Source organism: Halorubrum distributum JCM 10118 (assembly GCF_000337335.1).
In the GTDB taxonomy this organism is placed as follows: domain Archaea; phylum Halobacteriota; class Halobacteria; order Halobacteriales; family Haloferacaceae; genus Halorubrum; species Halorubrum distributum.
Genome location: NZ_AOJN01000049.1, coordinates 180,550 through 201,887 on the forward strand (window position 1 = coordinate 180,550; position 21,338 = coordinate 201,887).

At 68.9% G+C, this 21,338-nt stretch carries 21 protein-coding genes and 2 pseudogenes; 11 read left to right on the forward strand and 12 right to left on the reverse strand.

The window, feature by feature from the left end; genetic code table 11:
• Positions 1 to 329: 329 nt before the first annotated feature.
• Both C466_RS09825 and C466_RS09830 read right to left on the reverse strand, forming a co-directional pair.
• A complete protein-coding gene (locus tag C466_RS09825; RefSeq protein WP_004596338.1) occupies positions 330 to 1,040 on the reverse strand; it encodes a YqjF family protein in 711 nt (236 codons plus the stop codon).
• 89 nt (positions 1,041 to 1,129) lie between these two features.
• A complete protein-coding gene (locus tag C466_RS09830) occupies positions 1,130 to 2,050 on the reverse strand; it encodes a cation diffusion facilitator family transporter (protein WP_004596337.1) in 921 nt (306 codons plus the stop codon).
• 180 nt (positions 2,051 to 2,230) lie between these two features.
• Between C466_RS09830 and C466_RS09835 the strand changes: the two genes are divergently transcribed.
• Positions 2,231 to 2,932 carry an HD domain-containing protein gene (locus C466_RS09835; protein WP_004596336.1) on the forward strand — a complete coding sequence of 234 codons (702 nt, stop codon included), beginning with the start codon at positions 2,231 to 2,233 and terminating at the stop codon, positions 2,930 to 2,932.
• Between the two features lie 34 nt (positions 2,933 to 2,966).
• On the opposite strand, the gene C466_RS09840 is transcribed toward C466_RS09835, so the two are convergent.
• The gene (locus tag C466_RS09840; protein WP_004596335.1) at positions 2,967 to 3,701 is read right to left on the reverse strand and encodes a TetR/AcrR family transcriptional regulator; all 735 of its coding nucleotides are present in this window, start codon (positions 3,699 to 3,701) and stop codon (positions 2,967 to 2,969) included.
• 166 nt (positions 3,702 to 3,867) lie between these two features.
• Here C466_RS09840 and C466_RS09845 point away from each other — a divergent pair, with 166 nt between their 5' ends.
• Positions 3,868 to 5,583 carry a COG1361 S-layer family protein gene (locus C466_RS09845; protein WP_004596334.1) on the forward strand — a complete coding sequence of 572 codons (1,716 nt, stop codon included), beginning with the start codon at positions 3,868 to 3,870 and terminating at the stop codon, positions 5,581 to 5,583.
• Positions 5,584 to 5,643: 60 nt separating this feature from the next.
• On the forward strand, positions 5,644 to 8,163 hold the full coding sequence (locus C466_RS09850) for an efflux RND transporter permease subunit (protein ID WP_004596333.1): 2,520 nt from the start codon (positions 5,644 to 5,646) through the stop codon (positions 8,161 to 8,163).
• 46 nt (positions 8,164 to 8,209) lie between these two features.
• Here C466_RS09850 and C466_RS09855 read toward each other — a convergent pair whose 3' ends face one another.
• On the reverse strand, positions 8,210 to 8,632 hold the full coding sequence (locus C466_RS09855; RefSeq protein WP_004596332.1) for a hypothetical protein: 423 nt from the start codon (positions 8,630 to 8,632) through the stop codon (positions 8,210 to 8,212).
• A gap of 252 nt (positions 8,633 to 8,884) precedes the next feature.
• Between C466_RS09855 and coxB the strand changes: the two genes are divergently transcribed.
• Together coxB and C466_RS09865 are read left to right on the forward strand one after the other, a co-directional pair.
• Positions 8,885 to 9,667 carry a cytochrome c oxidase subunit II gene (coxB, locus tag C466_RS09860; protein WP_004596331.1) on the forward strand — a complete coding sequence of 261 codons (783 nt, stop codon included), beginning with the start codon at positions 8,885 to 8,887 and terminating at the stop codon, positions 9,665 to 9,667.
• The gene (locus C466_RS09865; RefSeq protein WP_004596330.1) at positions 9,664 to 12,162 is read left to right on the forward strand and encodes a cbb3-type cytochrome c oxidase subunit I; all 2,499 of its coding nucleotides are present in this window, start codon (positions 9,664 to 9,666) and stop codon (positions 12,160 to 12,162) included. The genes coxB and C466_RS09865 overlap by 4 nt, the downstream gene beginning before the upstream one ends.
• 31 nt (positions 12,163 to 12,193) lie before the next feature.
• Here C466_RS09865 and C466_RS09870 read toward each other — a convergent pair whose 3' ends face one another.
• Complete coding sequence (locus C466_RS09870; protein ID WP_004596329.1) at positions 12,194 to 12,703, reverse strand: zinc ribbon domain-containing protein; 510 nt, start codon at positions 12,701 to 12,703, stop codon at positions 12,194 to 12,196.
• A 77-nt stretch (positions 12,704 to 12,780) separates the two neighbouring features.
• Here C466_RS09870 and C466_RS17000 point away from each other — a divergent pair, with 77 nt between their 5' ends.
• Both C466_RS17000 and C466_RS09875 read left to right on the forward strand, forming a co-directional pair.
• Positions 12,781 to 12,921: a hypothetical protein gene (locus tag C466_RS17000; RefSeq protein ID WP_162832646.1), complete on the forward strand. Its 141-nt coding sequence runs from the start codon at positions 12,781 to 12,783 to the stop codon at positions 12,919 to 12,921.
• 59 nt (positions 12,922 to 12,980) lie between these two features.
• On the forward strand, positions 12,981 to 13,973 hold the full coding sequence (locus C466_RS09875) for an NAD-dependent epimerase/dehydratase family protein (protein WP_004596328.1): 993 nt from the start codon (positions 12,981 to 12,983) through the stop codon (positions 13,971 to 13,973).
• Positions 13,974 to 14,035: 62 nt separating this feature from the next.
• On the opposite strand, the gene C466_RS09880 is transcribed toward C466_RS09875, so the two are convergent.
• Together C466_RS09880 and C466_RS17345 are read right to left on the reverse strand one after the other, a co-directional pair.
• The gene (locus tag C466_RS09880) at positions 14,036 to 14,785 is read right to left on the reverse strand and encodes a GNAT family N-acetyltransferase (protein WP_004596327.1); all 750 of its coding nucleotides are present in this window, start codon (positions 14,783 to 14,785) and stop codon (positions 14,036 to 14,038) included.
• 91 nt (positions 14,786 to 14,876) lie between these two features.
• Positions 14,877 to 14,957, reverse strand: a pseudogene (locus C466_RS17345) (pirin family protein); the annotation flags it as partial.
• A 6-nt stretch (positions 14,958 to 14,963) separates the two neighbouring features.
• Here C466_RS17345 and C466_RS09885 point away from each other — a divergent pair.
• Positions 14,964 to 15,242, forward strand: a pseudogene (locus tag C466_RS09885) (aldehyde dehydrogenase family protein); the annotation flags it as partial.
• Between the two features lie 56 nt (positions 15,243 to 15,298).
• On the opposite strand, the gene tenA reads toward C466_RS09885, so the two are convergent.
• Together tenA and C466_RS09895 are read right to left on the reverse strand one after the other, a co-directional pair.
• Positions 15,299 to 15,958, reverse strand: coding sequence for a thiaminase II (tenA, locus tag C466_RS09890; protein WP_004596325.1), 660 nt, complete (start codon positions 15,956 to 15,958; stop codon positions 15,299 to 15,301).
• A gap of 189 nt (positions 15,959 to 16,147) precedes the next feature.
• On the reverse strand, positions 16,148 to 16,423 hold the full coding sequence (locus C466_RS09895) for a cytochrome C oxidase subunit IV family protein (RefSeq protein ID WP_004596324.1): 276 nt from the start codon (positions 16,421 to 16,423) through the stop codon (positions 16,148 to 16,150).
• Positions 16,424 to 16,603: 180 nt separating this feature from the next.
• On the opposite strand from C466_RS09895, the gene C466_RS09900 reads away from it, so the two are divergent.
• Complete coding sequence (locus tag C466_RS09900) at positions 16,604 to 17,122, forward strand: hypothetical protein (protein WP_004596323.1); 519 nt, start codon at positions 16,604 to 16,606, stop codon at positions 17,120 to 17,122.
• A 60-nt stretch (positions 17,123 to 17,182) separates the two neighbouring features.
• On the opposite strand, the gene C466_RS09905 is transcribed toward C466_RS09900, so the two are convergent.
• On the reverse strand, positions 17,183 to 17,707 hold the full coding sequence (locus C466_RS09905; protein WP_004596322.1) for a halocyanin domain-containing protein: 525 nt from the start codon (positions 17,705 to 17,707) through the stop codon (positions 17,183 to 17,185).
• 146 nt (positions 17,708 to 17,853) lie between these two features.
• On the opposite strand from C466_RS09905, the gene C466_RS09910 reads away from it, so the two are divergent.
• On the forward strand, positions 17,854 to 18,444 hold the full coding sequence (locus tag C466_RS09910; protein WP_004596321.1) for a hypothetical protein: 591 nt from the start codon (positions 17,854 to 17,856) through the stop codon (positions 18,442 to 18,444).
• A gap of 45 nt (positions 18,445 to 18,489) precedes the next feature.
• Here the strand turns inward: C466_RS09910 and C466_RS09915 are convergent, their stop codons facing one another.
• Positions 18,490 to 19,638, reverse strand: coding sequence for an acyl-CoA dehydrogenase family protein (locus C466_RS09915; RefSeq protein ID WP_004596320.1), 1,149 nt, complete (start codon positions 19,636 to 19,638; stop codon positions 18,490 to 18,492).
• A 114-nt stretch (positions 19,639 to 19,752) separates the two neighbouring features.
• On the opposite strand from C466_RS09915, the gene C466_RS09920 reads away from it, so the two are divergent.
• Positions 19,753 to 20,550 (forward strand): RIO1 family regulatory kinase/ATPase domain-containing protein, encoded by a 798-nt coding sequence (locus C466_RS09920; protein ID WP_004596319.1) that lies wholly within the window; start codon positions 19,753 to 19,755, stop codon positions 20,548 to 20,550.
• Between the two features lie 31 nt (positions 20,551 to 20,581).
• Here C466_RS09920 and C466_RS09925 read toward each other — a convergent pair whose 3' ends face one another.
• Positions 20,582 to 21,334, reverse strand: a complete 753-nt coding sequence (locus C466_RS09925) for an ABC transporter ATP-binding protein (protein ID WP_044965613.1) — start codon at positions 21,332 to 21,334, stop codon at positions 20,582 to 20,584.
• Positions 21,335 to 21,338: the final 4 nt, after the last annotated feature.

The following is a 21,338-nucleotide window of genomic DNA, read 5'->3' on the forward strand; positions in this document are numbered from 1 at the left end:
ATTCCGGATCGACGGCGAACACCGCCAAAGCCCCAGCCGCGAGGGCGGCGCACGCTCGCTGCGGTCCTCGTCGCTCACTTCGTTCGCTCCTGCGGTCCTTACGTCGCCTGCGCCGCCCTCGCGGCTGCCCCTTTGAGTCCCGCCTCCCATCGCACGGCACCGCAGCCTCACGCCTCCCCAGCCTCGTCAGTCGCCTCCGCTTCGCTCCGGCGACTGACTCCCTCGCACGGTCGGTTCGCGGCCCTCTGGGCCGCTCACCGGGGCGCGCCGCCGCACCGCTTTTTATAAGCTATCGTCGCACTTGCTCGTGATTATTTAAATACCGTTCGTCAGACCGAGCGAATCCGGTCCGCGCCGACCTCGATCGGCTCCGCGTAGCGGACGATCGGGTCGCCGTCGGGCCGGTCGAACCCGTTCGCCTCGAACAGGGTGTTCGCCCGGAGGTCGACGGTCGCCTCCCGGAGCCGCCACGGGTCGTGAGCGATCCCCCCGCAGTACAGCCGGTTCCCCGCGGCGTAGAACTGGTAGTTCTCGGCGAGAAACGCGTCGAGCGACCCCGGTTCGGCCGCGAACGCCTCACCCGTCGGCTCGTAGGTCGCGTCGAACCGCACGTGAGGAACGCCGGGGTGGGTCCGGCGGCTGGTGAACCGAACGGGGCCGCCCGCGCGCTCCGAGCGATCGGCGGTCTCGGGGCGGGACACGTCCATCGCCGCGCGGTAGTACGGGAGTGCGAACAGCCGCCGCGCGGCCGCGACGCCGATCCGATCGTCCGCGTCGAGGTTGTAGAAGTAGACGCCCGGACCGTCGGGGCCCTCGACGTAGGTCCGGAGGTTGAGCTCCGGGAACGAGAGCCCGACTGGTGCCCCGCGCGGACGGATGTCGTCCATCACGAAGGCGACGACGCTCAGGTACGCGTCGTCTCGATGGGTGGCGACCGAGAGCCGGTCGGGGAGCGTCGCGGAGACGGCGGCGGGATCGACGGGCCAGTGACAGAACAGCGCGTCGCGCCACGTCATCGTCAGCCAGCGCCGCTTGAACATACGATCGGTAGGAGCGCCAGCGAGTTAACCCGCACGCCGGGCGACTCTCCTCGTTCGGCTCCGTCTTCGCTCACGCTGGTTTCTCCGTTCTACCCGCTGCCCCCGTCTTCGGCGTCCTTCCACTCGCCGAGCCCGGACGGGTCGAGGTGGACGTGGACGTCGCCGACGTCCTCCAGCGCGCGCAGGTTCGTGACGAGGGCCGTCTCCACGTCGTGGGCCTCCCGGAGCGTCATCTCGCCGTCGACCTCGACGTGGACCTCGACCTCCAGGTCGGTCCCGTCGTAGAACACGGTGAGGTCGTGGACGCCCTCGACGGCGGGGTTCTCGCGGAGCGCGGCGACGACGCGCTCGCGGTCGCCCGGCGGCGGGGCGGCGCCCACGAGGTAGGTGACGTTCTCGCGGCCGATCTCGATCCCCTGATAGACGACGAGGACGCTGACGAGCGCGCCGGCGATCGGGTCGAGGATCGGGACGTCGAGGAACACGCCGAACACGCCGACGAGCGCCGCGATCGTGGTGTAGATGTCGTTGAGGCAGTCGACCGCGAGCGCGGTGAGCGCCGTCGAGCCGAGATCGGCGTTCACCAGCTCCGTGTACCAGTACAGCAGGTACATGTCCGCCATCGCGAACACCAGCGCGGCGACGAGGAGGAGGCTCTTCCGGGGCGGGCTGTGCGTCCCGAGCAGCCCGAGGACCGACTCGCGCAACAGGAGGAGCCCGAGGACGACGATGGTCGCGCCGACGAGCAGCGCCGTCAGCGGCTCGATCCGCTGGTGGCCGTGCGGGTGCGTCTCGTCGGCGCTCTCGTACCGCGAGCCCCCCCAGACGAACACGACCGCGCTCGCGACGAGGTCGGCGACGGAGTGGGCGGCGTCCGCCACCAGCGCGACGCTGCCGAACGCGAGTCCCACCGCCCCTTCGACGACGATCTTCACCGCGTTGCCGGCGACGTTCACCGCCGCCGCCCGCTGGAACCGAGCGCGGTCGCCGCTCCCGAAGGGGCTCGACATAGAAGCCGATGCGCCCGCGACCCTGTTAAGCGTCTCGCGTCGCGTCGGCGCGCTCCGATCGGCCGACGGCCGCTTCCCTCGCCGACTGCCCGCCGCCGGATCGGCGGGAGACTCCGTCGTAACGCCTAAGACCGAAACGCTCCTCGGCTACGGTAATGAATCACGATCTTTTCGCCCGAGGTGGTCCCGGTGGGCGTCGAAATTAAGGAAACGGAGGTGAGCGACGAGGATTTCGAGGAGATGAAGGGGTTCGTCCGCGACTACCTCGCGGCCAGCGTCGAGGGCGAGGACGACGGCGGACGGATGCGCTGGTACCCGTGGCACTCGGCGTCGTACCGGTTCAACCACATCCTCAACGTCGTCGACCTCGCGACCGAGATCGCCGAGGCCGAGGGCGCCGACGTGGACGTCGTGCGGGTCGCGGCCGTCTTCCACGACGTCGCCAAGCTGGAGGCCGAACAGGACGTCCACGCGGAGGCCGGCGCGCGCGTCACCCGCGAGTACCTCCAGAGCCGCGGCAACTACCCCGAGTCGTTCATCGAGGAGGTGTGCGGTGCCGTGGTCGACCACTCGTACACGGGCGACCTCGACGACGTACCCCTGGAGAGCCGGTGTCTGATCGAGGCCGACGTGCTCGACAAGGTCGGCGCCAACGGCGCCGTCCTCATGCTGTTGCGGATGGGGTACGAGTCGCGCACGCACATGGACGCCGCGAAGATGGTCGACCGCGTGCTCCAGCGCGCCCACGACCACACCGAGCGCGTCGTCTCCGACACGGCCGAGAGCATCGCGCACCAGCGCATCAAGCGCGTGAAGTGGCTCCGCGAGTGGCTCGAAGAGGAGGTCTCCCGGATGGACGCCGAAGGCGTCACCGACCGCTGAGATCGTCACCGAACGGGGACGGCATCACCGCTCCTTACTCGTCCGGACCGGTCGTCTCGACGAGCGGTAGCATCGCCTCCAGGTAGCGGTCGATCCCTCTCCGAGAGTCCTCGACCCACGCCCCGTCGTTCGTCGTCGCCCAGCGGAACATCCCGCCGGTAGCGAACGTCTGGAGCGTCGCGGCCACCTCCGACGCGGCGACGGTCCGCTCGTCCCCCGACACGTCGTCCTCGCCGCCCGACACTTCGGTCGCCGCCTCGCGCACCAGCCGTTCGAGGTACTCGCCGAAGACGCGGTCGCTGCGGTCGAAGTGGTCGCGGTACGCCTCGTCGCTCGCGGCCTGGGAACGGAGCTCGGTCATCACGGTGACGAACCGCTCGTCGGGCGCGTACGCGTCGTCGAGCGACGCGGGGTCGACCGCGGCCGTGAGGTAGCCGTCGAGCTGCTCCCGCGCCGAGCGGTCGAAGGCCTCCTCGGGAGCCACCTCCGGCGCGTCCTCCCCCGCGGCAGCCGCATCCTCGCCCGGCGGCTCCGTGACGGGGCCGTCGGCGACGGACGCCTCGAACTCGTCGAGCAGAAAGCCGAGGAGGTCGATCAGCAGGTCGTCTTTCCCGTCGTAGTGGTGGTACACGAGCGACGGGCTCTTGTCGAACTCGTCGCCGATCCGCTGGATCGTGACGTTCGCGTACCCGTGTTCACAGAGCGCGCGGAACGCCGCGCCGAGGATCGCCTGTCGGGTGTCCGACGGCTCCGCGAACGGGTCGTTCATACGCCGCGTAGACGGGTGCGGTATATATCGCTCCTGATTGAACGTTCATTCAACACGCTTATGCCGCGGGCCCCTGACAGCAACGTATGACTCGACCCGACGCGCCACGGTACGACCGGTCGCGCCGCGCGACCAGACCCTCCCACCGATACGGCGGAGGCGACCGATGAGTCGGTCGACGCGGCTCGCGACCGCCGCGCTCGCCGTCGTCGCGGTTGGAGCGTTGCTCGTCGGCCTCTCGCTCGCCGGCGCCGCGGCCACGAGCGCGGGGACGGCGGACGGCGGCGCCGCGGCGCTCTCCGGAATCGGTGGCCCGGTCGCCGACGGCGCAGTCGCGCAGGCAGGTACCGAATCGGACCCGACTGACAGACAGGTCCGCGGGTCGCCGGTGCTGGAACTGTTCGCCACACAGCGGACGGTGCCGGCGGGCGCGGAGTCCACGGTCAGGATCGACATCGTCAACACCGGCGAGATGGAGATCGGCAACCAGCTGAACTCGCGGGTCACCACCGCGCGCGGGCTCACCCTCGAGATCGACGACGGTGACGTGCCGATCGACGTCGAGGACGGCGAGATCCCGGTCGGCGACGTTTCGACCGCCGCGAGCCCGGTCCCCGTCGAGCTGGACGTGACCGTGCCCGACGACGTGCCCGACGGCAGGTACGAGGTGGAGGCGACCGCCCGCTACCGCTACACCTTCGAGATCATCCCCGAGTTCAACGACCACAAGGACCGGCGCGGCATCGACGATTTCGACCTGACCATCGTGGTCGACGACGGCGCGCGGTTCGCGGTGCTGGAGACCGACACCGACGCGCAGGTCGGTGGGAGCGGCGACGTGACCGTCACGATGGCGAACGTCGGCGACGAGACCGCGCGCGACGCGGTCGTCTCCGGAACGACGACCAGCCCGGGGGTCCGGCTCGGGGCCGGCGAGGGCGGCGGCCAGTCGTTCGTCGGCGACTGGGCGCCCGGCGAGAACCGGACGGTGACGTTCGACTCGTCGGTCGGCGAGGCGTTCGGCGGCGGGGCGTACGCGCTCTCCTCGACCGTCGACTACCGTGACCCGAACGGGATCGACGAGACCGCGGCGCCCGCGCGCGCCGGCGTCGTCCCGATCCGCGAGCAGTCGTTCTCGCTGGAGGACGTCTCCGGCACGCTCGAGGTCGGGTACTCGGGGACGGTCTCCGGCACGATCACGAACGAGGGGCCGCTCGACGTCGAGGACGCGGTCCTTATCGCCGACTCCGGGAGCAACCGCGTGAGCCTCGGCGAGAGCCGGTACGCGCTCCCGACGATCCCGGCCGGCGAGTCGACGAACTTCACCTTTGACGCCGACGTGAGCGGGAGCGCCGACCCCGGCCCGCGGCAGTTCCGGTTCACGACCGAGTACGAGAGCGGCGACGCGACGCTCGCGGCCGAGGAGACCCGCCGCGTCGAGGTGGCGCCCCGCCAGCCCGAGTTCGACCTCGCGGTCGACAACGCCACGATTCCGGCCGGCGAGACCCGGCGGATCAACGCCACGATCACGAACCGTCGCCCGGAGACCCTCTCGTCGATCAACGCCGGGCTCTACGCCGACAGCCCGCTGACGGCGGTCAACGACGAGGCGTTCGTCGACGAGCTCGAACCCGGCGAGTCCGCGAGGATCTGGTTCGAGGTGTCGGCCGCGGGGAGCGCGAGCGTCGAGGAGCACCCGATCGAGCTCGACTTCCGGTACGAGGACGAGCGGGGCAACGACCGCATCTCGGACGTCACGCAGGTCCCGGTCACCGTGACCGCCGCCGCCGACGACGGCGGGACGCCCGTGGGCCTGATCGCCGTCGGCGTCCTCCTCGTCGTCGCCGCGGTCGGCGGCGCGGTCTGGTACCGACGGCGGTGATCGGATGAAGGGACACAGTACCGCCCCGGGTCGACCGACAGGGGCTCACCCGACGGGAGGGTGTCGGACAGCGGGGCGCCGGTGACCGCGGCCGACCGGCTGATCGAGGAGATCGACCGCGTCGTCACGGAGCGGCCGCTGGCGGTCGTCGCGGTGTTCCTCCTCGTCACCGCGGGCTTCGCCGGCGGACTGACCGGGATCGAGACGAGCGCCGGCGCGGACCAGTTCACGCAGGACATCCCCGCCCAGCGGGCGCTCGACGACATCGACGAGGAGTTCGAGACGTCGATCGGCGGCTCCGCCACCTCGGCACAGGTTATCGTCTCCGACGACAACGTCCTCTCCCGCGACGCCTTGGTCCGGACGCTGGAGACCCAACACCGGTTGGAGTCCCGCTCCACGCTCCGGGTCGCGTCGACGTCGAGCCACGCCGACGCGATCGCGCGACAGCTGGACCCGGACGCGGCGAACGCGGCCGAGCGGCGCGACGCCGTGGCCGAGGCGACGCCCGCGGAGCTGCGGACGGCCATCGCCGACGCCGACGCGGCGGGGGCGATCGCGGCGCAGGTGTCCGTCGACTACAACCCCACCGCGCAGGCGGCCGACACCGCGATCGTGGGGATCACCTACGACCTGCCGGACGCGGCGACGACGGCGCGGGTGACGGAGCTGCAGACCCGCAGCGTCGAGGTCGTCGACTCCGTCCCGGGCAACGAGGCGGGCGAGAACGCGATCCTCTTCGGCGACGGCGTCCTCCAGTCGGAGATCACCGCCCTGCTCACCGACACCGCGATCATCGTCTTCCCGGCGGCGCTCATCCTGATCGTCGGGTTCCTGATCTTCGCGTACCGCGACCCGATCGACATGGCGATCGGGATCTCCGCGCTGCTGATCTCGCTGCTCTGGACCTTCGGGTTCATGGGGTACGCCGGGATCCCCTTCTCCGACTCGCTGGTAACCGTCTTCCCGCTGTTGCTCGCGGTCGGGATCGACTTCGGGATCCACATCGTCAACCGCTACCGCGAGGAGCGGGCGACCGGGACCGGGATCGAGGCGTCGATGCGGACCACGACCGACCAGCTGCTCATCGCCTTCCTGCTCGTGACGATCACCACGGTGTTCGGGCTCGTCTCCAACGTGGTGAGCCCGTTCGACCCGAACCGCGACTTCGGGATCGTCGCGGCCGCCGGGATCACGTTCACGCTGGTGATCTTCGGCGTCTTCCTCCCGGCCGCGAAGGTGCTCGCCGACCGCTGGCGCGAGCGGCTCCCGATCCCGGAGTTCGGCACGACCGCGCTCGGATCGGGCGGGTCGCGGCTCGCCCGGGTGCTCCACGTCGGGGTGGACCTCTCCCGGATCGCCCCCGTGGCGGTCGTCGCCCTCCTCCTCGTCGGCGGCGCGGTCGGCGGCGCCTACGGCACCGGCGTGAACACGGAGTTCTCGGAGGAGGCGTTCTTCCCGGACCAGGACCGGCTGGAGACGTACGACGACCTCCCGGAGCCGTTCGCGCCGACTGAGTACACGTTCCTCGACGTGTTGACGCTCTTCGAGGAGGAGTTCGAACAGGACTTCGTGGGGTCGGTGACCCTGTACGTCGACCAGTCGGTCAGAGACGACGACGCCCTGGAGCTGATCGACCGGACGACGCGGAACCCGCCGGACACCTTCGCGACGACCGACGACCGCCGCGCGCAGGCGACGAGTATCGTCACCGTCATCGAGGACCGGGCGGAGCGGGACCCCGAGTTCGCGGCGCTCGTCGAGCGCAACGACCGCCTCGGCAACGGCGTGCCCGACCGGAACGTCGACGAGGTGTACGACGCGCTCCTCGACTCCTCCGCGGAGGGTCGCGCGCGCGGCTACGTGGCCGCCGACCGCGGCAGCGCGCGGATCGACTACACGATCCGCCCGGGCGTCGACAACTCCGAGGCGGTCGCGGACGTGCGCGCGCTCGCAGAGCGTACCCCCCTCGAAGCGGTGCCGACCGGGTCCCTCGTCGTCAACGAGGCGGTGATCGACTTACTGACCGAGTCGGCGATCCGCAGCCTGTTCGCCGCCTTCGGACTCACGGCGCTGTTCCTGGCGCTGTCGTACGCGTACCTCGAAGGGAAGGCCGTCTACGGCCTCCTCAACCTCGTCCCCGTCCTCGTCACGGTCGGGCTGCTCGTCGGGTCGATGCGACTGTTCGAAATTCCGTTGACCCCGATCAACGCCCCGATCCTCTCCGTCTCGATCGGGCTCGGGGTCGACTACACCGTCCACTTCGTCCACCGGTTCGTCGACGAGTACCAGGCGGGGCTCCCGATCGACGAGGCGCTCGACGTCACCATCGCCGGGACGGGCGGCGCGCTCACCGGCAGCATGCTCACCACGGTCTCCGGCCTCGGCGTCCTGTGGCTCGCGGTGATCCCCCTGCTCCGCGACTTCGGCGTCCTGCTCGCGCTGGGCGTGTTCTACGCGTACCTCTGTTCGATCCTGCTCGTCCCGTCGCTCGTCGTCGTGTGGGGCCGGTACGGCGGGATAGTCGGTCTCGGGCTCGACGACGGGCTCCGCGGGTCCGGCGCCGAGGGCGGGCGCTGACCCGAGAGCGACTTCGATCGGACTGCGGACGCGAAAACGAGGCGAGTCAGCCGACTACGCTGAAGACCAGCTGGACGGTGACGAGGACGAGGAACGCGGCGCCGGTCGCGAGGGAGCCGGCGGCGACCCCGTGCGCGTTACCGAGTCCGCGGCTCCGCGTCGCGAAGTAGGCGCCGAGGAAGACGAAGCCGACGAGGAGCAGCCCGACAATCAGGTACGCCACGTTCACCAGCGTCCCGGCGAGCCCCTCAGGGATCCCGAAGCTCCCGACTCCGAGGAGGATGCTCCCGCCGACGAGGACGGTGATGCCGACGAACGAGACCGCCCACACGACCGGCGTCCGGGCGATGTCGCCGAGCGTCCCGACGATCGCTTCGTAGCGTCCGCCGGACTCGTCGCGGCCGGGAGCGACTCGCTTCGCTCCGATTTCGGCGACCGCGACGAACGTGGCGACGACGAGGAGGCCCATCAGCCCCGTACTCAAGAGGGTGAGTGATGTCATGGATATCCGTTATTAGGGGCTCCGTTCGCGCGTACAAATACCCTTCGACGCGCGGGCTCCGTCCGGCTCGACGGTTCTGCGCTCGACGCGCCGACCGACCGGTCGGCGGGATCGCGTCCGCGGCGGGAGACCCGCGTTTCGGCCCTCCGATCGCCCGCCCCGCTACACAAGAGATAAGTGTGCCATCGCTAAGGGTGGTACAAGAGCAGACAGACGAACATGATAGATCCAGTTATCCTACAACAGGGGAGCGACTGGCGCGCACAGGCGGAGGTCTTCGACGAGATCTTCTTCGTCTTCCTCGCGCTCGGTACCCTCGTCGGCACCATCGTCGTGGCGTACACGCTGTGGAACGTGTACAAGTACCGCGACGACGGGAACCGGTCGGACGAGGAGTTCGACGCACCGGTCGTCGGCGAGCTCCCAACGGGACAGGGCGGTCCGAAAGCGAAGAAGCTCTTCCTCTCGTTCGGGTTGAGCGCGATCGTCGTCATCAGCCTCGTCGTGTACGCGTACGGACTCCTCCTCTACGTCGAGCAGGGACCGGACACCGGCGACGAGGGTGACATCGAGATCATGGTCGAGGGGTACCAGTACGGCTGGGCCTACGAGTACCCGAACGGTCACACCGAACGGGAGGCGCTGATCGTGCCGGCCGACCAGCGGATCGACCTCAACATCACGTCGAGAGACGTCTGGCACAACTTCGGCTCGTCGGACTTGCGGATAAAGTCCGACGCCATCCCCGGAGACTACAGCGAGGTGTGGTTCGCTGTGAGCTCCGAGGACGTCGAGGCACAAGGCGGGGAGGCGACCTACCGCGTCGAGTGCTTCGAGTTGTGCGGTGCGGGTCACTCTCAGATGAAGAGCCAGATCACGGTCCTGCCTGAAGATGAGTGGGAAGAGTGGTACGAGAGCACCGGCAACAGCTCCGAGAGCGCGGGCAACAGCTCTAACATCGGGGCGGCCGGCGTCGCCGCGCCCAGCGGGGTGAGCGCATGAGCGGACTCCCGCCGACGACCTCGGTCAAGCGCTGGTTCGTGACGACCAACCACAAGGACATCGGGATCCTCTACACGATCACCGCGCTGTTCTTCCTGCTGTTCGGCGGCGTGATGGCGCTGCTCATCCGCCTCCAGCTGTGGGACCCGACGAGCCAGATCCTCTCCGGGCTGGCGTACAACGAGGCCGTCACCGCCCACGGGCTCATCATGGTGTTCTGGTTCCTCTCGCCGTTCGCGTTCGGCTTCGCGAACTACTTCGTGCCGCTTCAGATCGGCGCGGACGACCTGGCGTTCCCGCGGCTCAACGCCTTATCCTACTGGCTGTACCTGGGTTCGGGGCTCCTGCTCGCGGTGAGCTTCTTCCAGGGCGGCACGCTGTCGGCGGGGTGGACGATATACGCCCCGCTCAACGTGCCGATGTACACGCCGAGCATCGGGTCGACCGGTGCGGTGCTCGCGCTCGCGATGTTCGTCACCGGGACCACGGCGTCGACGGTGAACTTCCTCACGTCCATCCACCACTCCCGCGCGGAGGGGATGGGGATCATGGACATGCCGATGTTCACCTGGTCGATGCTCGCGACCGTGTGGATGATGCTGTTCGCGTTCGCCGCGCTGCTCGCGGTCGGCCTCATCCTCGCCGCCGACCGCGTCCTCGGGAGCGTCTACTTCTCGGCGACCGAAGGCGGCTCCCTCTTGTGGGGCCACCTGTTCTGGTTCTTCGGTCACCCGGAGGTGTACATCGTCTTCTTCCCGGCGCTCGGCGTGATGCTGGAGCTGTTCCAGACGTTCTCCGGGCGTCGCCTCGTCGGCCGGAAGTGGGTGATCATCTCCATCTGCCTGATCTCCGTCCAGTCGTTCCTCGTGTGGATGCACCACATGTTCCTGACGACGATCAACCTGGAGATCAAGACGCTGATGATGGCGACGACCATCGGCATCTCGCTCCCGTTCGACCTGGTCGTCTTCGCGCTGATCTACACGCTGATCAAGGGGCGGATCCAGTTCACGACGCCGTTCCTGTTCGCGTTCGGCGCGCTCCTGCTGTTCATCCTCGGCGGGATTACCGGGGTGTTCCTTGGCGCCATCGTGCTCGACTACGAGTTCCGCGGCACCTACTGGGTGGTCGCGCACTTCCACTACGTGATGTTCGGCGGCGCGACGGCGCTGTTCGGCGGGGCCTACTACTGGTTCCCGAAGATCACGGGGAAGATGTACGACGAGTTCCTCGGGAAGCTCCACTTCGTGATCTTCTTCATCGGGTTCAACGCCGTCTACTTCTCGATGTTCCTCGGCTGGGAGACCCCCCGTCGGGTGTTCGAGTACAACCCCGAGTTCCAGATCTACCACCAGTTCGGGACGATCGGAGCCTTCGTGCTCGGGTTCTCCTTCTTCATCATGTTCTACAACTTCGCGAAGTCCTACGTCTCCGGCGAGCCCGCCGGCGACAACCCGTGGGACTACTCGCGGACCGCGGAGTGGGCGGTCTCCTCGCCCCCGCCGCTTGAGAACTGGCCGAACCGGCCGTCGTACGCCTCCGGCAAGCTGGAGTTCGTGAAAGACTACGTGCCGGACGGCGGACCCGCGATGAAGACGGACGACAACGGCGACGTCGCCACCGACGGCGGCGACAGCCACTCGGCGCACATCTCCGAGTACCCGTACTGGGACAAACATCCGAGCCACGCCAGCATCTGGCCGTTCGCGCTCTCCGTGGCGCTCGGCGTCACGCTGTTCGGCTTCTCCGGCTTCGCGGACGCGGTCACCGTCGAGCTGGGTGAGACGGCCATGCAGAGCAACGTCGTCATCTCCAACGCGATGTACCCGATCGCCATCGTGGCCGGTATGCTCGGGCTCCTCTACACCGGCGTGAAGTGGGGGCTGGAGGACTTCTACGCGCCCCCGTCCGAGTTCGCCGAGCGCTGGCCGTTCAACGGCGTCGAGAAGGTGAAGCTGGGGATGTGGTTCTTCCTGGCCTCGGACGTGATCGTCTTCGGCGCGTTCCTCTCGGCGGCCATCTTCGTCCGCTACAACGCGGGCTGGATGACCTGGTCGCCGCTGACGGAGTCGCTGCCGGGGCTCATCAACACCTTCGTCCTGATCACGTCCTCGTTCACCGTGATCCTCGCGCTGGTCGCGGCCCGCCGGAAGAGCCGGCAGGGCCTCTTGGCGACGCTCGGCGCGACCATCCTGCTCGGGTTCACGTTCATGGCGATCAAGCTGTGGGAGTGGAACCACGAGATCTTCGACCGCGGCGTGACCATCTCCGCGAACGCTCACGGCGACCCGATCCAGGCGTCGATCTACTACGTCACGACCGGGCTCCACGGGATCCACGTGCTGCTCGGCTTAGTGATCGCCATCTTCCTGTTCGTCAGGGCGTACCAGGGTCACTACCTCGACGACGAGCGGCCGATCGAGTACTTCGGCCTCTACTGGCACTTCGTGGACATCGTCTGGGTGTTCATCTTCCCGCTGTTCTACCTCTTCTGAGGCGGTCCGCGGTTCGGTTTTCTTTTCGTCCTCACGCGTCGCCCTCACCCACCGGTTCGGCGCACCACTGACAGAAGTCGTACGTCGGATCGGTCTCCTTGCCGCACTCCGGACAGCGCACGGTCCCGTCGGCGTCCGTCACCTCCGCCGACGGCGCGTTCGGTTCCTCTGCCGTCCCCGCGGACCGCGCGTCCGGTTCCGCTGCGGTCCCGTAGTCGACCGGCTCCCTGCGGTCGGTCGCGCGGGTCGTCTCTCGCTCCCGCTCGTACGCCCGGTTGTTCCGGCGGGCCACGACGTACGCGTCGATCACGCTGGCGCCGACGACCGCGGCGGCGGGGGCGACCTCTCGGACCGCCGGCGGGTCTCCGGCGAACGCGCCAGAGATCGCCGACTCGGGAACGAACACGAACACCGCCGCGGTGACCGCCACGTACCAGCCGAGCGCCCGGGCCCATCTGCGGAGGTAGGCGTGACCGAGTCCGGAGACGACGAGCGCGAGCAGGGCGGCGAGCCAGGGCCGCCGGCGAGTGTACTCTGACATGCGCAGCCGTAGGAGCTCCCGCCCCGAGAAGCTACCTCTCTCGGAGCGTTTATGTGCGGGACGCGCCGAACTCGGGTATGTTCGGCGTTCCGCTCGGCGAGTTCCTCTCCGGGGTCGCGGTCGCGGTGTTCGGCGTCGGCACCTGGGGGATCGGTCTCGGCGTCGCCTACCTCCTCTATCGTCGGTGGCGCGGCGACGGCCCCCGCGACGACGACTGAATCGCCCCGTCGCGTTCCGGTTCGGCCACGCTTTTCACCTCGCTCGTCCGATCCCGCGTATGACAGACACGGCGCTCGTCGTGGGCGGGACGCGATTCATCGGCCGACACACCGTCGAGGAACTGCTGGCACACGACTACGAGGTCGCGATATTCAACCGGGGGAACCACGAGAACCCCTTCGCGGACGACGACCGAGTGACCCACGTCGAGGGGGACCGGAAAGACGAGACCGCGTTACGGGCCGCGAAGCTCTCGGTCGAACCGGACGTGGTGATCGACTGCGTCGCCTACCAGCCCGCCGACGTGGAGACCGCGACGGAGATCTTCGCCGACGTCGACGGCTACGTGTACATCTCGTCGGGCTCCAGCTACGCCGCCGAGGAGATCCCCAAGCGGGAGGGCGAGACGCCGCTGGAGCCGTGTACCGACGAACAGGCGGTCGACGACGACCACGAGACGTACGGCAACCGGAAGGCGGAGGGCGACCGCGCGGTGTTCGCGGCCGCGGAGGCGGGCGTCGCGGCGATGGCCGTCCGCCCGTGTATCGTCTACGGGCCGCACGATTACACGGAGCGGCTCGACTACTGGATCGACCGCGTGCTCACGCACGACCGCGTGGTCGTTCCGGGCGACGGGCAGAACCTCTGGCACCGAGCGTACGTCGAGGACGTCGCGAGCGCGCTGCGGGTCGTCGCCGAGCGCGGCGAGCCGGGCACGGCGTACAACGTCGGCGACCGGCGCGCGCTCACGCTGCGGGAGACGCTGGAGACGATCGCCGACGTCGCGGGGGTCGACTGCGAGTTCGTCACGGCGAGCGACGACGCGCTCGCGGCCGGCGGGCTCGAACCCGACGACTTCACCCTCTACCGCGAGTACCCGCACCTGCTCGACACCTGCGCGCTCGCCGACCTCGGCTGGGAGTCGACGCCGGTCGACGAGGCGATGGCGCGGACCGTCGAGGAACACCGCGAGTCGGACCGCGACGGGAGCGAGTGGGACCCCGGCCGCGAGGCCGAGGAGCGCGTCATCGGCGTGAAGGAGACCCTCTGAGAGCGGAGATCGGGTCGACGATCGCGAGGAGGAGAGCCGCGGCGACGACCGGATCGAGAGCGTCAGTACGCCGCGTCCCACCGCGCCGGCTTCCGGCGGTTCCCGCAGTCGCGACACTCCATTCGGTCCATCGTGTCGATCGCGATGTCCGTCCCTTCGCAGTTGCCACAGAGGTAGCCGTACCGGCGCTCGTGGTCCGGGTCGGCGTACGCGACGTAGAACGGGGCCCGCGAGCCGCGGTCGCTCTCGTCGAACGCGACGTAGACCGTCTCGCCCTCCTCGGTCTGGTAGGTCGCCTCGGAGATGCCCCTGAGCCGGCCGACCTGCTTCCGGAACTCCCGCTCCGCGAACGTCTGGCCGCCGATGTCGACGTCGCGCTCGCCGGCGAGCTCGTACCCCTCGCGTTCGTAAAACTCCGTGCCCGCCTCGTTGTCGGCGAGGACGCGCGCCTCGATGCGGTCCACGTCGGCCGAGCGGAGCGCGGACTCGACCCGTTCGAGGAGGGCGGAGCCGATCCCCTCTCCCCTGCGGTCGGGGTGGACGTGGAGCCAGTCGATCTCACCGACGCGCTCGCGGCGCCCGACGACGTAGCTCTCCGCGAACCCGACGACGACCCCGTCCACGACCGCGACGGGGAACACCGCGTCGTCGTCCTCGACGTCGTCGCCGAGGTCGCCGGCGTTGTACCACTCTTCGACGGCCTCGTCCAACAGCTCCTCGTCGACCGCGTGTCCGTACGACGCCACGAGCGACTTGCGGGCGACCGACCGGACCGCGTCGACGTCGGCGGCGGTTGCTTCACGTAGGTCCATGCGGGTAGATACCACTCCGGCTACAAAAAACTCGGTCGGGATTTCCGTCGCGCGCGGTCGGTGTCGCCCCCTCGGCGCGGACCGGCGCCCCTCAGAGAACGAACGGGCCCTGCTGACGGATCTGTTCCCCGTGCGGCCGTCCCGAGACCGCCACCGCGCGGAGCGACTCGTCGGTGGCGACGTCGACGAGGCGGTCGAGATCGCCAACGACACCGAGTACGGGCTCTCGGGCGCGGTCCACTCCGGCGACCTCGGCACGGCGAAGGCGATCGCGGACCGCATGGAGACCGGTAACGTCCACATCAACGACCAGCCGATCAACGACGAGGCGCACGTCCCGTTCAGCGGGGTCGGCGCGTCCGGCGTCGGCCACTACAACAGCGACGCGTTCCTCTCGGAGATCACCGAGACCAAGTGGATCTCGATCCAGCACGAGCCGCGCGAGTACCCGTTCTGAGCGGGTCTCCCCCGCTGCGCGGCTGCTGACCGAGACGCCTCGGCCGGCTCGTCGCCTCAGACGCTCCACTCCTCCTCGGTGTAACACATCTCCCAGAACGCGTGTTCGAGGCGCGCGCTCCGCAGGAACGCCTCCCGCATCGCGTCCCGCTCGCCCGGGTACGCCTCGCCGTATCGGTCCACGAGCCCGCGCATCCATCCGACCGTCTCGCGGAACTCGTCGCTCGTGTACTTCGCGATGAACGGGGTGTACCGATGCGCCTCGGTCGCGAGCGCCGCCATGTGGTCGGCGACGTCGAGGTACCCCTGTCCGCACGGGTAGACGGCGGCGGCGACCTCCGCGATCGACCCCTCGTGGGCCGTCCGGACGAGGAAGTCGGTGTAGGCGGCACAGGTCGGCGCCTTCTCGACGGCCTCCAGGTCAGCCGGCGAGAGCCCGTAGTCGGCGGCGAACGAACGGTGGAGTTCCATCTCGTCTGCGAGCGTGGCGTGAGCGGTTCCGATGAGTCGCCGCGTCGTCTCCTCGTCGTCGGCCTTCGTCCCCGCGAGCGCGAAGACGCGCGCGTAGTCGAGCAGGTACCGGTAGTCCTGTTTCACCCAGTGGCGGAACGCCGCCTCGTCGAGGCTGCCGTCCGCGAGTTCGACGACGAACGGGTGCTCCTTCTGCGCGTCCCAGATGTCCGATCCCGCGTCGAGGAGTCGGTCGCTGAACGCCATCTCGTTGGCCCCTCGTTCTTGCGACGTGTTATAACTAACTAATATCACTAAGTAATAGCCAGTGTAGTGATCGCTGTCGACGAGCGTATCGGCGGCGAACGGAACGAGACGTGGTCTCCCGGAGTTCGGGAAGTGGAACGCTTCGAGGAAGGAAGTCGGCAGCGGGGTCGGCCGTAGGAACGAGCGTCGTTACGAGATGGAGTACGTTGCGGCCGCCATCAGCAGCATGGTGAGCGCGAGCGCGAGTCCCATCAGGTAGGTGAGCGAGCGGTTCTCCCAGCGGAGGTGCTGGAAGTACGCGACGATGAGCAGCGTCTTGACCGTCGCGATCACCAGCGTCCCGACGATCGCCTGTGTGTACGTGAACTCGATGAACGACGTCTCGAAGAGCGCGAAGTTCATCGTCGCCGCGACGAGGAGGGCGACGTATATCGCCGAATACAGTTTCACGGAGTCGTGCGCCATCTTACACTCCACTTCGTCCGTGCGCTTAAAGAATTAACCATCCGGGGGTGCCCGGTGTCGACGCCGATCGGGCCCGATGCCGGCGTCGAGCGGGGTCACGCCGACGTGTCGGATCCCGAAACGCCTATCCGCGCGACGGCCGGACCCCCGGCCGGTCGCAGTCCGCGATCGGGACCCCACGTGACTCCGCTCGAACCGACGGACGACCTGCTCGAATCGCTGTACGTCGTCAACAAGGTGGCGAAGCAGTTCGCCGACGAGGCCACCGCGGCCTACGAGCGCGGCGATGTCACCGAGAGCAACGTCCGATCGGCGCGGAAGGACGCTCTCTACCGTCTCAAGACCGCGGTCCTCTCCCGTATCGTCGCGTACGACGCCGACCGGGTCACTGGCGAGTACCACGCCATCAACGGCGACGTGTGGCTGTTCCTCACCATCGGCGACTGGCACTTCCACCAGCCGCCGCACGCGATCGGCGGCGAGCTCACCGACGCGATCGCGATCGCGAACTCCCGGGCGAACCCGATCGACGCCCCCTACGAACGCGACTCCGCCGTGAAACGCTCGGACCGGACGCTCGAAGCGGCCCTGTCGCACCTCGCCGAGGTCGGCGCCAACGCCAACGACCACCTCGCTCGACCGACGGTCACCAGCGAGCACGACCGGATCGTCGACGTCCGCTGGTCGTTCCTCTCCTGAACTCCGTCTCGTCGCCACAAAAAGCGATTTCGCGTCCGAACGGCCCGCCGAGAACCCCGCTTAGGCTTCGACGACTTCGATCGCGCCGAGCATCCCGTTCGCCTGGTGGGGCGTACACTGGTACAGCTGGATCCCGGTGTTGTCGAACGACTGCTCGAAGGTGTGGCCCTCCTCGGAGACGGAGTCACCGCTGTCGAAGTCGGACTCGGAGCCCTCGACGGAGGCCACGTTGTGCGCGCCGCCGTTCCCGGTCCACTCCCAGACGACGGTCGTGCTGGAGTCGATGCGGATCGCCGCGGGCGAGAAGGCGAACCCGACATCGCCGGCGCCGACCTCAACGGTCACCTCGTCCTGTCCGGTGAAATCCATGATCGTGCCCTCGTACATCCGGGCGTCCGAGAGGTACTCGTCGATCTCGTCCGGCACGTCCTCGGCTGCGTTGCCGCCGCCGGAGCCGTCGGAGCCGTCGGAGCCGTCGCCGCCGTCACCGCCGTCGCCGCCGCCGGAACAGCCGGCGAGCGTTCCGATGGTCAGCGCGGCGCCGGTTCCGGCGAGATACCGCCGTCTGGACAGGTTATCAGACATCACTTTCCGTAGGGGTTCAAGCCTTACAAACCCCGCGGTGTCTCTTGATTTGTGGGGACGTACGACGGTGTATCACGCCCCCAGACGCCCGACCGGACCGAGTCACGAAGCCCGGGTTTATCGCGCTCCGACGCTTCCCGAGAGACATGCGCGAAGACGCGCTGGCGACCCGGCTCGTCGAGCACTTCGAAGCGACGGTCGACGATCCGGCGATCCGGCTCGAAGAGCCGTACGACGCCGACGGCCGCGAGGGGGTCGTCGACCTGTTCGTCCGGACGCGGACGCCCGAGCCGGTCGACCGCGTGATCGAACTCAAGGCCGACGCCGCGGTCCGCCGCGCCACCGGCGCGAACGAGGTCCTCAGGCAGTACCGTCGGATGGAGCGGTACTTCCACGCCGACGAGCGCCACGCGCTCCGTCCCAAGCTGGGCCGGGACGAGCCGGGCGCCCGCTACCTGCTGTGTTTCGCGCCGACGCCGACCTGCGTCCACCACGTCGCGACGAACCGCACGCTGTACGGCTCCGTCGACCCGGAGGCGCATGCCGGCGACGTCCCCGCCGTCCGCACCGTCGCGTTCCTCACGGGGCTCGACGGCGACCCCGCCGACCTCGGACTGGTCTCCGTCAACGGCGAGGTCCAGTTCGGATCCGAGCCGTTCAAGCGGGCCGTGCCCGACGACTCGCGGCTCGCCGAGAGCTTACGCGGCGTCGACGACGGCCTGATCGAGTTCCCCTGAGGCGGCTCGGGAATGTCTGACCGTCCGATCGCGGGAGATGGCCCTTCAGAGGCCGATTTCGCGCCCGATGACGACGTGTTGGATCTCGCTGGTCCCCTCGCCGATCTCCATCAGCTTCGCGTCGCGGTAGAAGCGCTGCGGCGCGAAATCGGTGGTGTAGCCGTAGCCGCCGAGCGTCTGGACCGCCTCCTCGGCCACCTCGCGGGCGGCCTCGCTGGCGTCGAGCTTCGCAAGCGCGGACTCGCGGGTGACCGACTCGCCGGCGTCGTACTTCGACGCGGCCCGGTGGGTCAGCAGGCGGGCGCGCTCGATCTGGCGGTGCATGTGGACCACCTTGTCGCGGACGGCGTCGAACTTCGATATCGGCTTTCCGAACTGCTCGCGCTCGCCCGAGTACTCCTTGGCGGCCTCGTAGGCGCCCTGCGCGAGGCCCACGGAGAGCGCGGCGATGGAGATCCGCCCGCCGTCGAGCGTCTTCATCGTCTGTGTCCACCCCTCGCCCTCCTCGCCGAGGAGCCGGTCCTCCGGGATCCGCACGTCGTCGAAGGTTATCTCGCAGGTGGGCGAGCTGTTGAGCCCCATCTTCTCCCAGACCGTCGTCACCTCGAACCCGTCGTCGTTCGCCGGGTCGACGATGAACGTCGAGATGCCGTCGTACCCCGCGTCCGGGTCGGTCACCGCCTTCACGAGGATCGAGTTGGCGACGTTCGCGTTCGTGATGAACTGCTTGGTGCCGTTCAGGACGTACTCGCCCGCGTCGGCGTCGAACTCGGCGGTCGTGTCCATGTCGGAGGCGTCCGAGCCGCTGCCCGGCTCCGTGAGCGCCCACGCGCCGATCCCCTCGCCCTCCGCGAGCGGGCGGAGCCACCGCTCCTTCTGTTCGTCGGTGCCGAACAGGTCGATCGGCTTCGCGCCCAGCGAGGTGTGCGCGGCGTACGAGAGCCCGATCCCGCCGGAGACGCGGCCGAGTTCCTCCGTGACCAGGGCGTACATCAGCTGGTCGCCGCCGAGGCCGCCGTACTCCTCGGCGACCGGGACGCCCATCATGTCGAGCTCCGCGAGGGAGTCGAACACCTCCTCGGGGAACCGGTGTTCGTCCTCGATCTCCTGGGCGATGGGTGCGATCTCCGCCTCGCAGAACTCCCGGACGGTGTCGCGTATCATCCGGTGTTCCGCGGGTACCTCGAAGTCCATGGGCAAGAATTGCGACCCGCGGGCATAAACGATGCGAACGACCGTGACAGACCGTCCCGGGGTGGGACCGTCCGCGAGCCGACGACTTATGAGGCGCCGCCGCGTTCCGCCGATATGGAGTTCCGGCAGCTCGTCCGCGGGCGCGTCGACTGGCCCGACATCGAGCGGGTCGCGCGCGAACTGGCGGACCGGTACGACCGCGACGAGATGCGCGTGCGGTTCCTCGACGCGGACAACTGGCTGTCGACGCCGATGGTCGTCGACGACGACCTCTTCGTGAAGGTGATCACCCGGCAGAACACGCTCGTTCACGCGCTGTTCACCACGGGGCGGAACCTCGGTGCGTTCTCCGCGGGCACCGAGGGGTTCTTCGAGCGCCACGAGACCCCCTACGAGATGGCGCGCCACGAGCTGGAGGCGACCCGGCGGGTCCGCGAGCTCGGGGTCAACGCGCCGGAGCCGGTCGAGGCGTTCGAGGTCGACGGCCTCGGCGTGCTCGTGTTGGAGTACCTCCCCGAGTTCCGCACGCTCGGCGAGCTCGACGAGGACGCGGTGGTCGAGCTCGCGCCCGACCTGTTCGAGACGCTCCGGACGGTCCACGACGCCGGGCTCGCGCACGGCGACCTCCGCGCCGAGAACGTCCTCGTCGCGGACGGCGAGCTCTACGTCATCGACGCGACCCGCGTGAGCGACGACGGCCGCGACGCGGCCCGCGCCTACGACCTCGCGAGCGCGCTCGCGGCGCTGGAGCCGCTGATCGGCGCCGCCGACGCGATCGAGGCCGCGCTGACGAGCTACTCGGCCGACGAGCTCCTCGCGGCGCGCCGGTTCCTCGACTTCGTCGCGATCCGCCCCGACCACGACTTCGACGCCGCGGAGCTGACGGGCGAGCTCGAGAAGCGCACGGCGTGAGACGCCGCGAGAAGGCGGACCGACCGGAGACTCAGCCGCCCAGGTACAGCTGCGAGACCTCTTCGTCGTTCAGCAGCTCCTCCGGCGTCCCCTCGAACCGGACGGTCCCCTGATCGAGGACGTAGCCCCGGTCGGAGATGCCGAGCCCCTTCGTCACGTTCTGCTCGACCATGAGGATCGCCGTGTCCATGTCGTTGACCTCTTTGACGTCCTCGAACACGTCGTCGGCGGTGTTCGGTGCGAGCCCCGCCGACGGCTCGTCGATGAGCAGCACGTCGGGCTCCATCACCAGCGCGCGGGCGAACGCGAGCACCTGGCGCTGGCCGCCGGAGAGCGTCTTCGCCTTCGAGCCGCGCTTCTCGTCGATGATCGGGAACCGGTCGTACAGCGTCTCGATGACCTCCTCGAGGCTCCCGTCGCGGGCGACGCCGCCCATCCGGAGGTTCTCGTCGATCGTCAGCGAGCCGAACACGTTGTCGGTCTGCGGGACGTAGCCGATCCCCTCGCGGACGATCTCCTCGGGCGCCATCCCGCCGATGTCGCGGCCGTGGTACTCGACGGTCCCCGTCCACGGGGTCAACATCCCGAACGCGGTCTTGAGCACCGTCGACTTCCCGGCGCCGTTGGGGCCGACGAGACAGACGATCTCGCCCGGGTCGAGCCGGACCGAGCAGTCGTCGAGCACCTGCACCTCGCCGTACCCGCTGTCGACGCCCGACAGCGAGAGCACGGGGTCGGTTCCGCCGTGAGGCCCGTCCGCGGCCCCGGTCGTGTCGTCTGTCATACCG

Bases quoted from the DNA above. Each gene is read 5' to 3' on its own strand.
- C466_RS09825 (WP_004596338.1), bottom strand. From the start codon at position 1,040: ATGTTCAAGCGGCGCTGGCTGACGATGACGTGGCGCGACGCGCTGTTC.
- C466_RS09830 (WP_004596337.1), bottom strand. From the start codon at position 2,050: ATGTCGAGCCCCTTCGGGAGCGGCGACCGCGCTCGGTTCCAGCGGGCG.
- C466_RS09840 (WP_004596335.1), bottom strand. From the start codon at position 3,701: ATGAACGACCCGTTCGCGGAGCCGTCGGACACCCGACAGGCGATCCTC.
- C466_RS09845 (WP_004596334.1), top strand. From the start codon at position 3,868: ATGAGTCGGTCGACGCGGCTCGCGACCGCCGCGCTCGCCGTCGTCGCG.
- C466_RS09855 (WP_004596332.1), bottom strand. From the start codon at position 8,632: ATGGGCCTCCTCGTCGTCGCCACGTTCGTCGCGGTCGCCGAAATCGGA.
- coxB (WP_004596331.1), top strand. From the start codon at position 8,885: ATGATAGATCCAGTTATCCTACAACAGGGGAGCGACTGGCGCGCACAG.
- C466_RS09865 (WP_004596330.1), top strand. From the start codon at position 9,664: ATGAGCGGACTCCCGCCGACGACCTCGGTCAAGCGCTGGTTCGTGACG.
- C466_RS09870 (WP_004596329.1), bottom strand. From the start codon at position 12,703: ATGTCAGAGTACACTCGCCGGCGGCCCTGGCTCGCCGCCCTGCTCGCG.
- C466_RS17000 (WP_162832646.1), top strand. From the start codon at position 12,781: ATGTTCGGCGTTCCGCTCGGCGAGTTCCTCTCCGGGGTCGCGGTCGCG.
- C466_RS09875 (WP_004596328.1), top strand. From the start codon at position 12,981: ATGACAGACACGGCGCTCGTCGTGGGCGGGACGCGATTCATCGGCCGA.
- C466_RS09880 (WP_004596327.1), bottom strand. From the start codon at position 14,785: ATGGACCTACGTGAAGCAACCGCCGCCGACGTCGACGCGGTCCGGTCG.
- tenA (WP_004596325.1), bottom strand. From the start codon at position 15,958: ATGGCGTTCAGCGACCGACTCCTCGACGCGGGATCGGACATCTGGGAC.
- C466_RS09895 (WP_004596324.1), bottom strand. From the start codon at position 16,423: ATGGCGCACGACTCCGTGAAACTGTATTCGGCGATATACGTCGCCCTC.
- C466_RS09905 (WP_004596322.1), bottom strand. From the start codon at position 17,707: ATGTCTGATAACCTGTCCAGACGGCGGTATCTCGCCGGAACCGGCGCC.
- C466_RS09910 (WP_004596321.1), top strand. From the start codon at position 17,854: ATGCGCGAAGACGCGCTGGCGACCCGGCTCGTCGAGCACTTCGAAGCG.
- C466_RS09915 (WP_004596320.1), bottom strand. From the start codon at position 19,638: ATGGACTTCGAGGTACCCGCGGAACACCGGATGATACGCGACACCGTC.
- C466_RS09920 (WP_004596319.1), top strand. From the start codon at position 19,753: ATGGAGTTCCGGCAGCTCGTCCGCGGGCGCGTCGACTGGCCCGACATC.
- C466_RS09925 (WP_044965613.1), bottom strand. From the start codon at position 21,334: ATGACAGACGACACGACCGGGGCCGCGGACGGGCCTCACGGCGGAACC.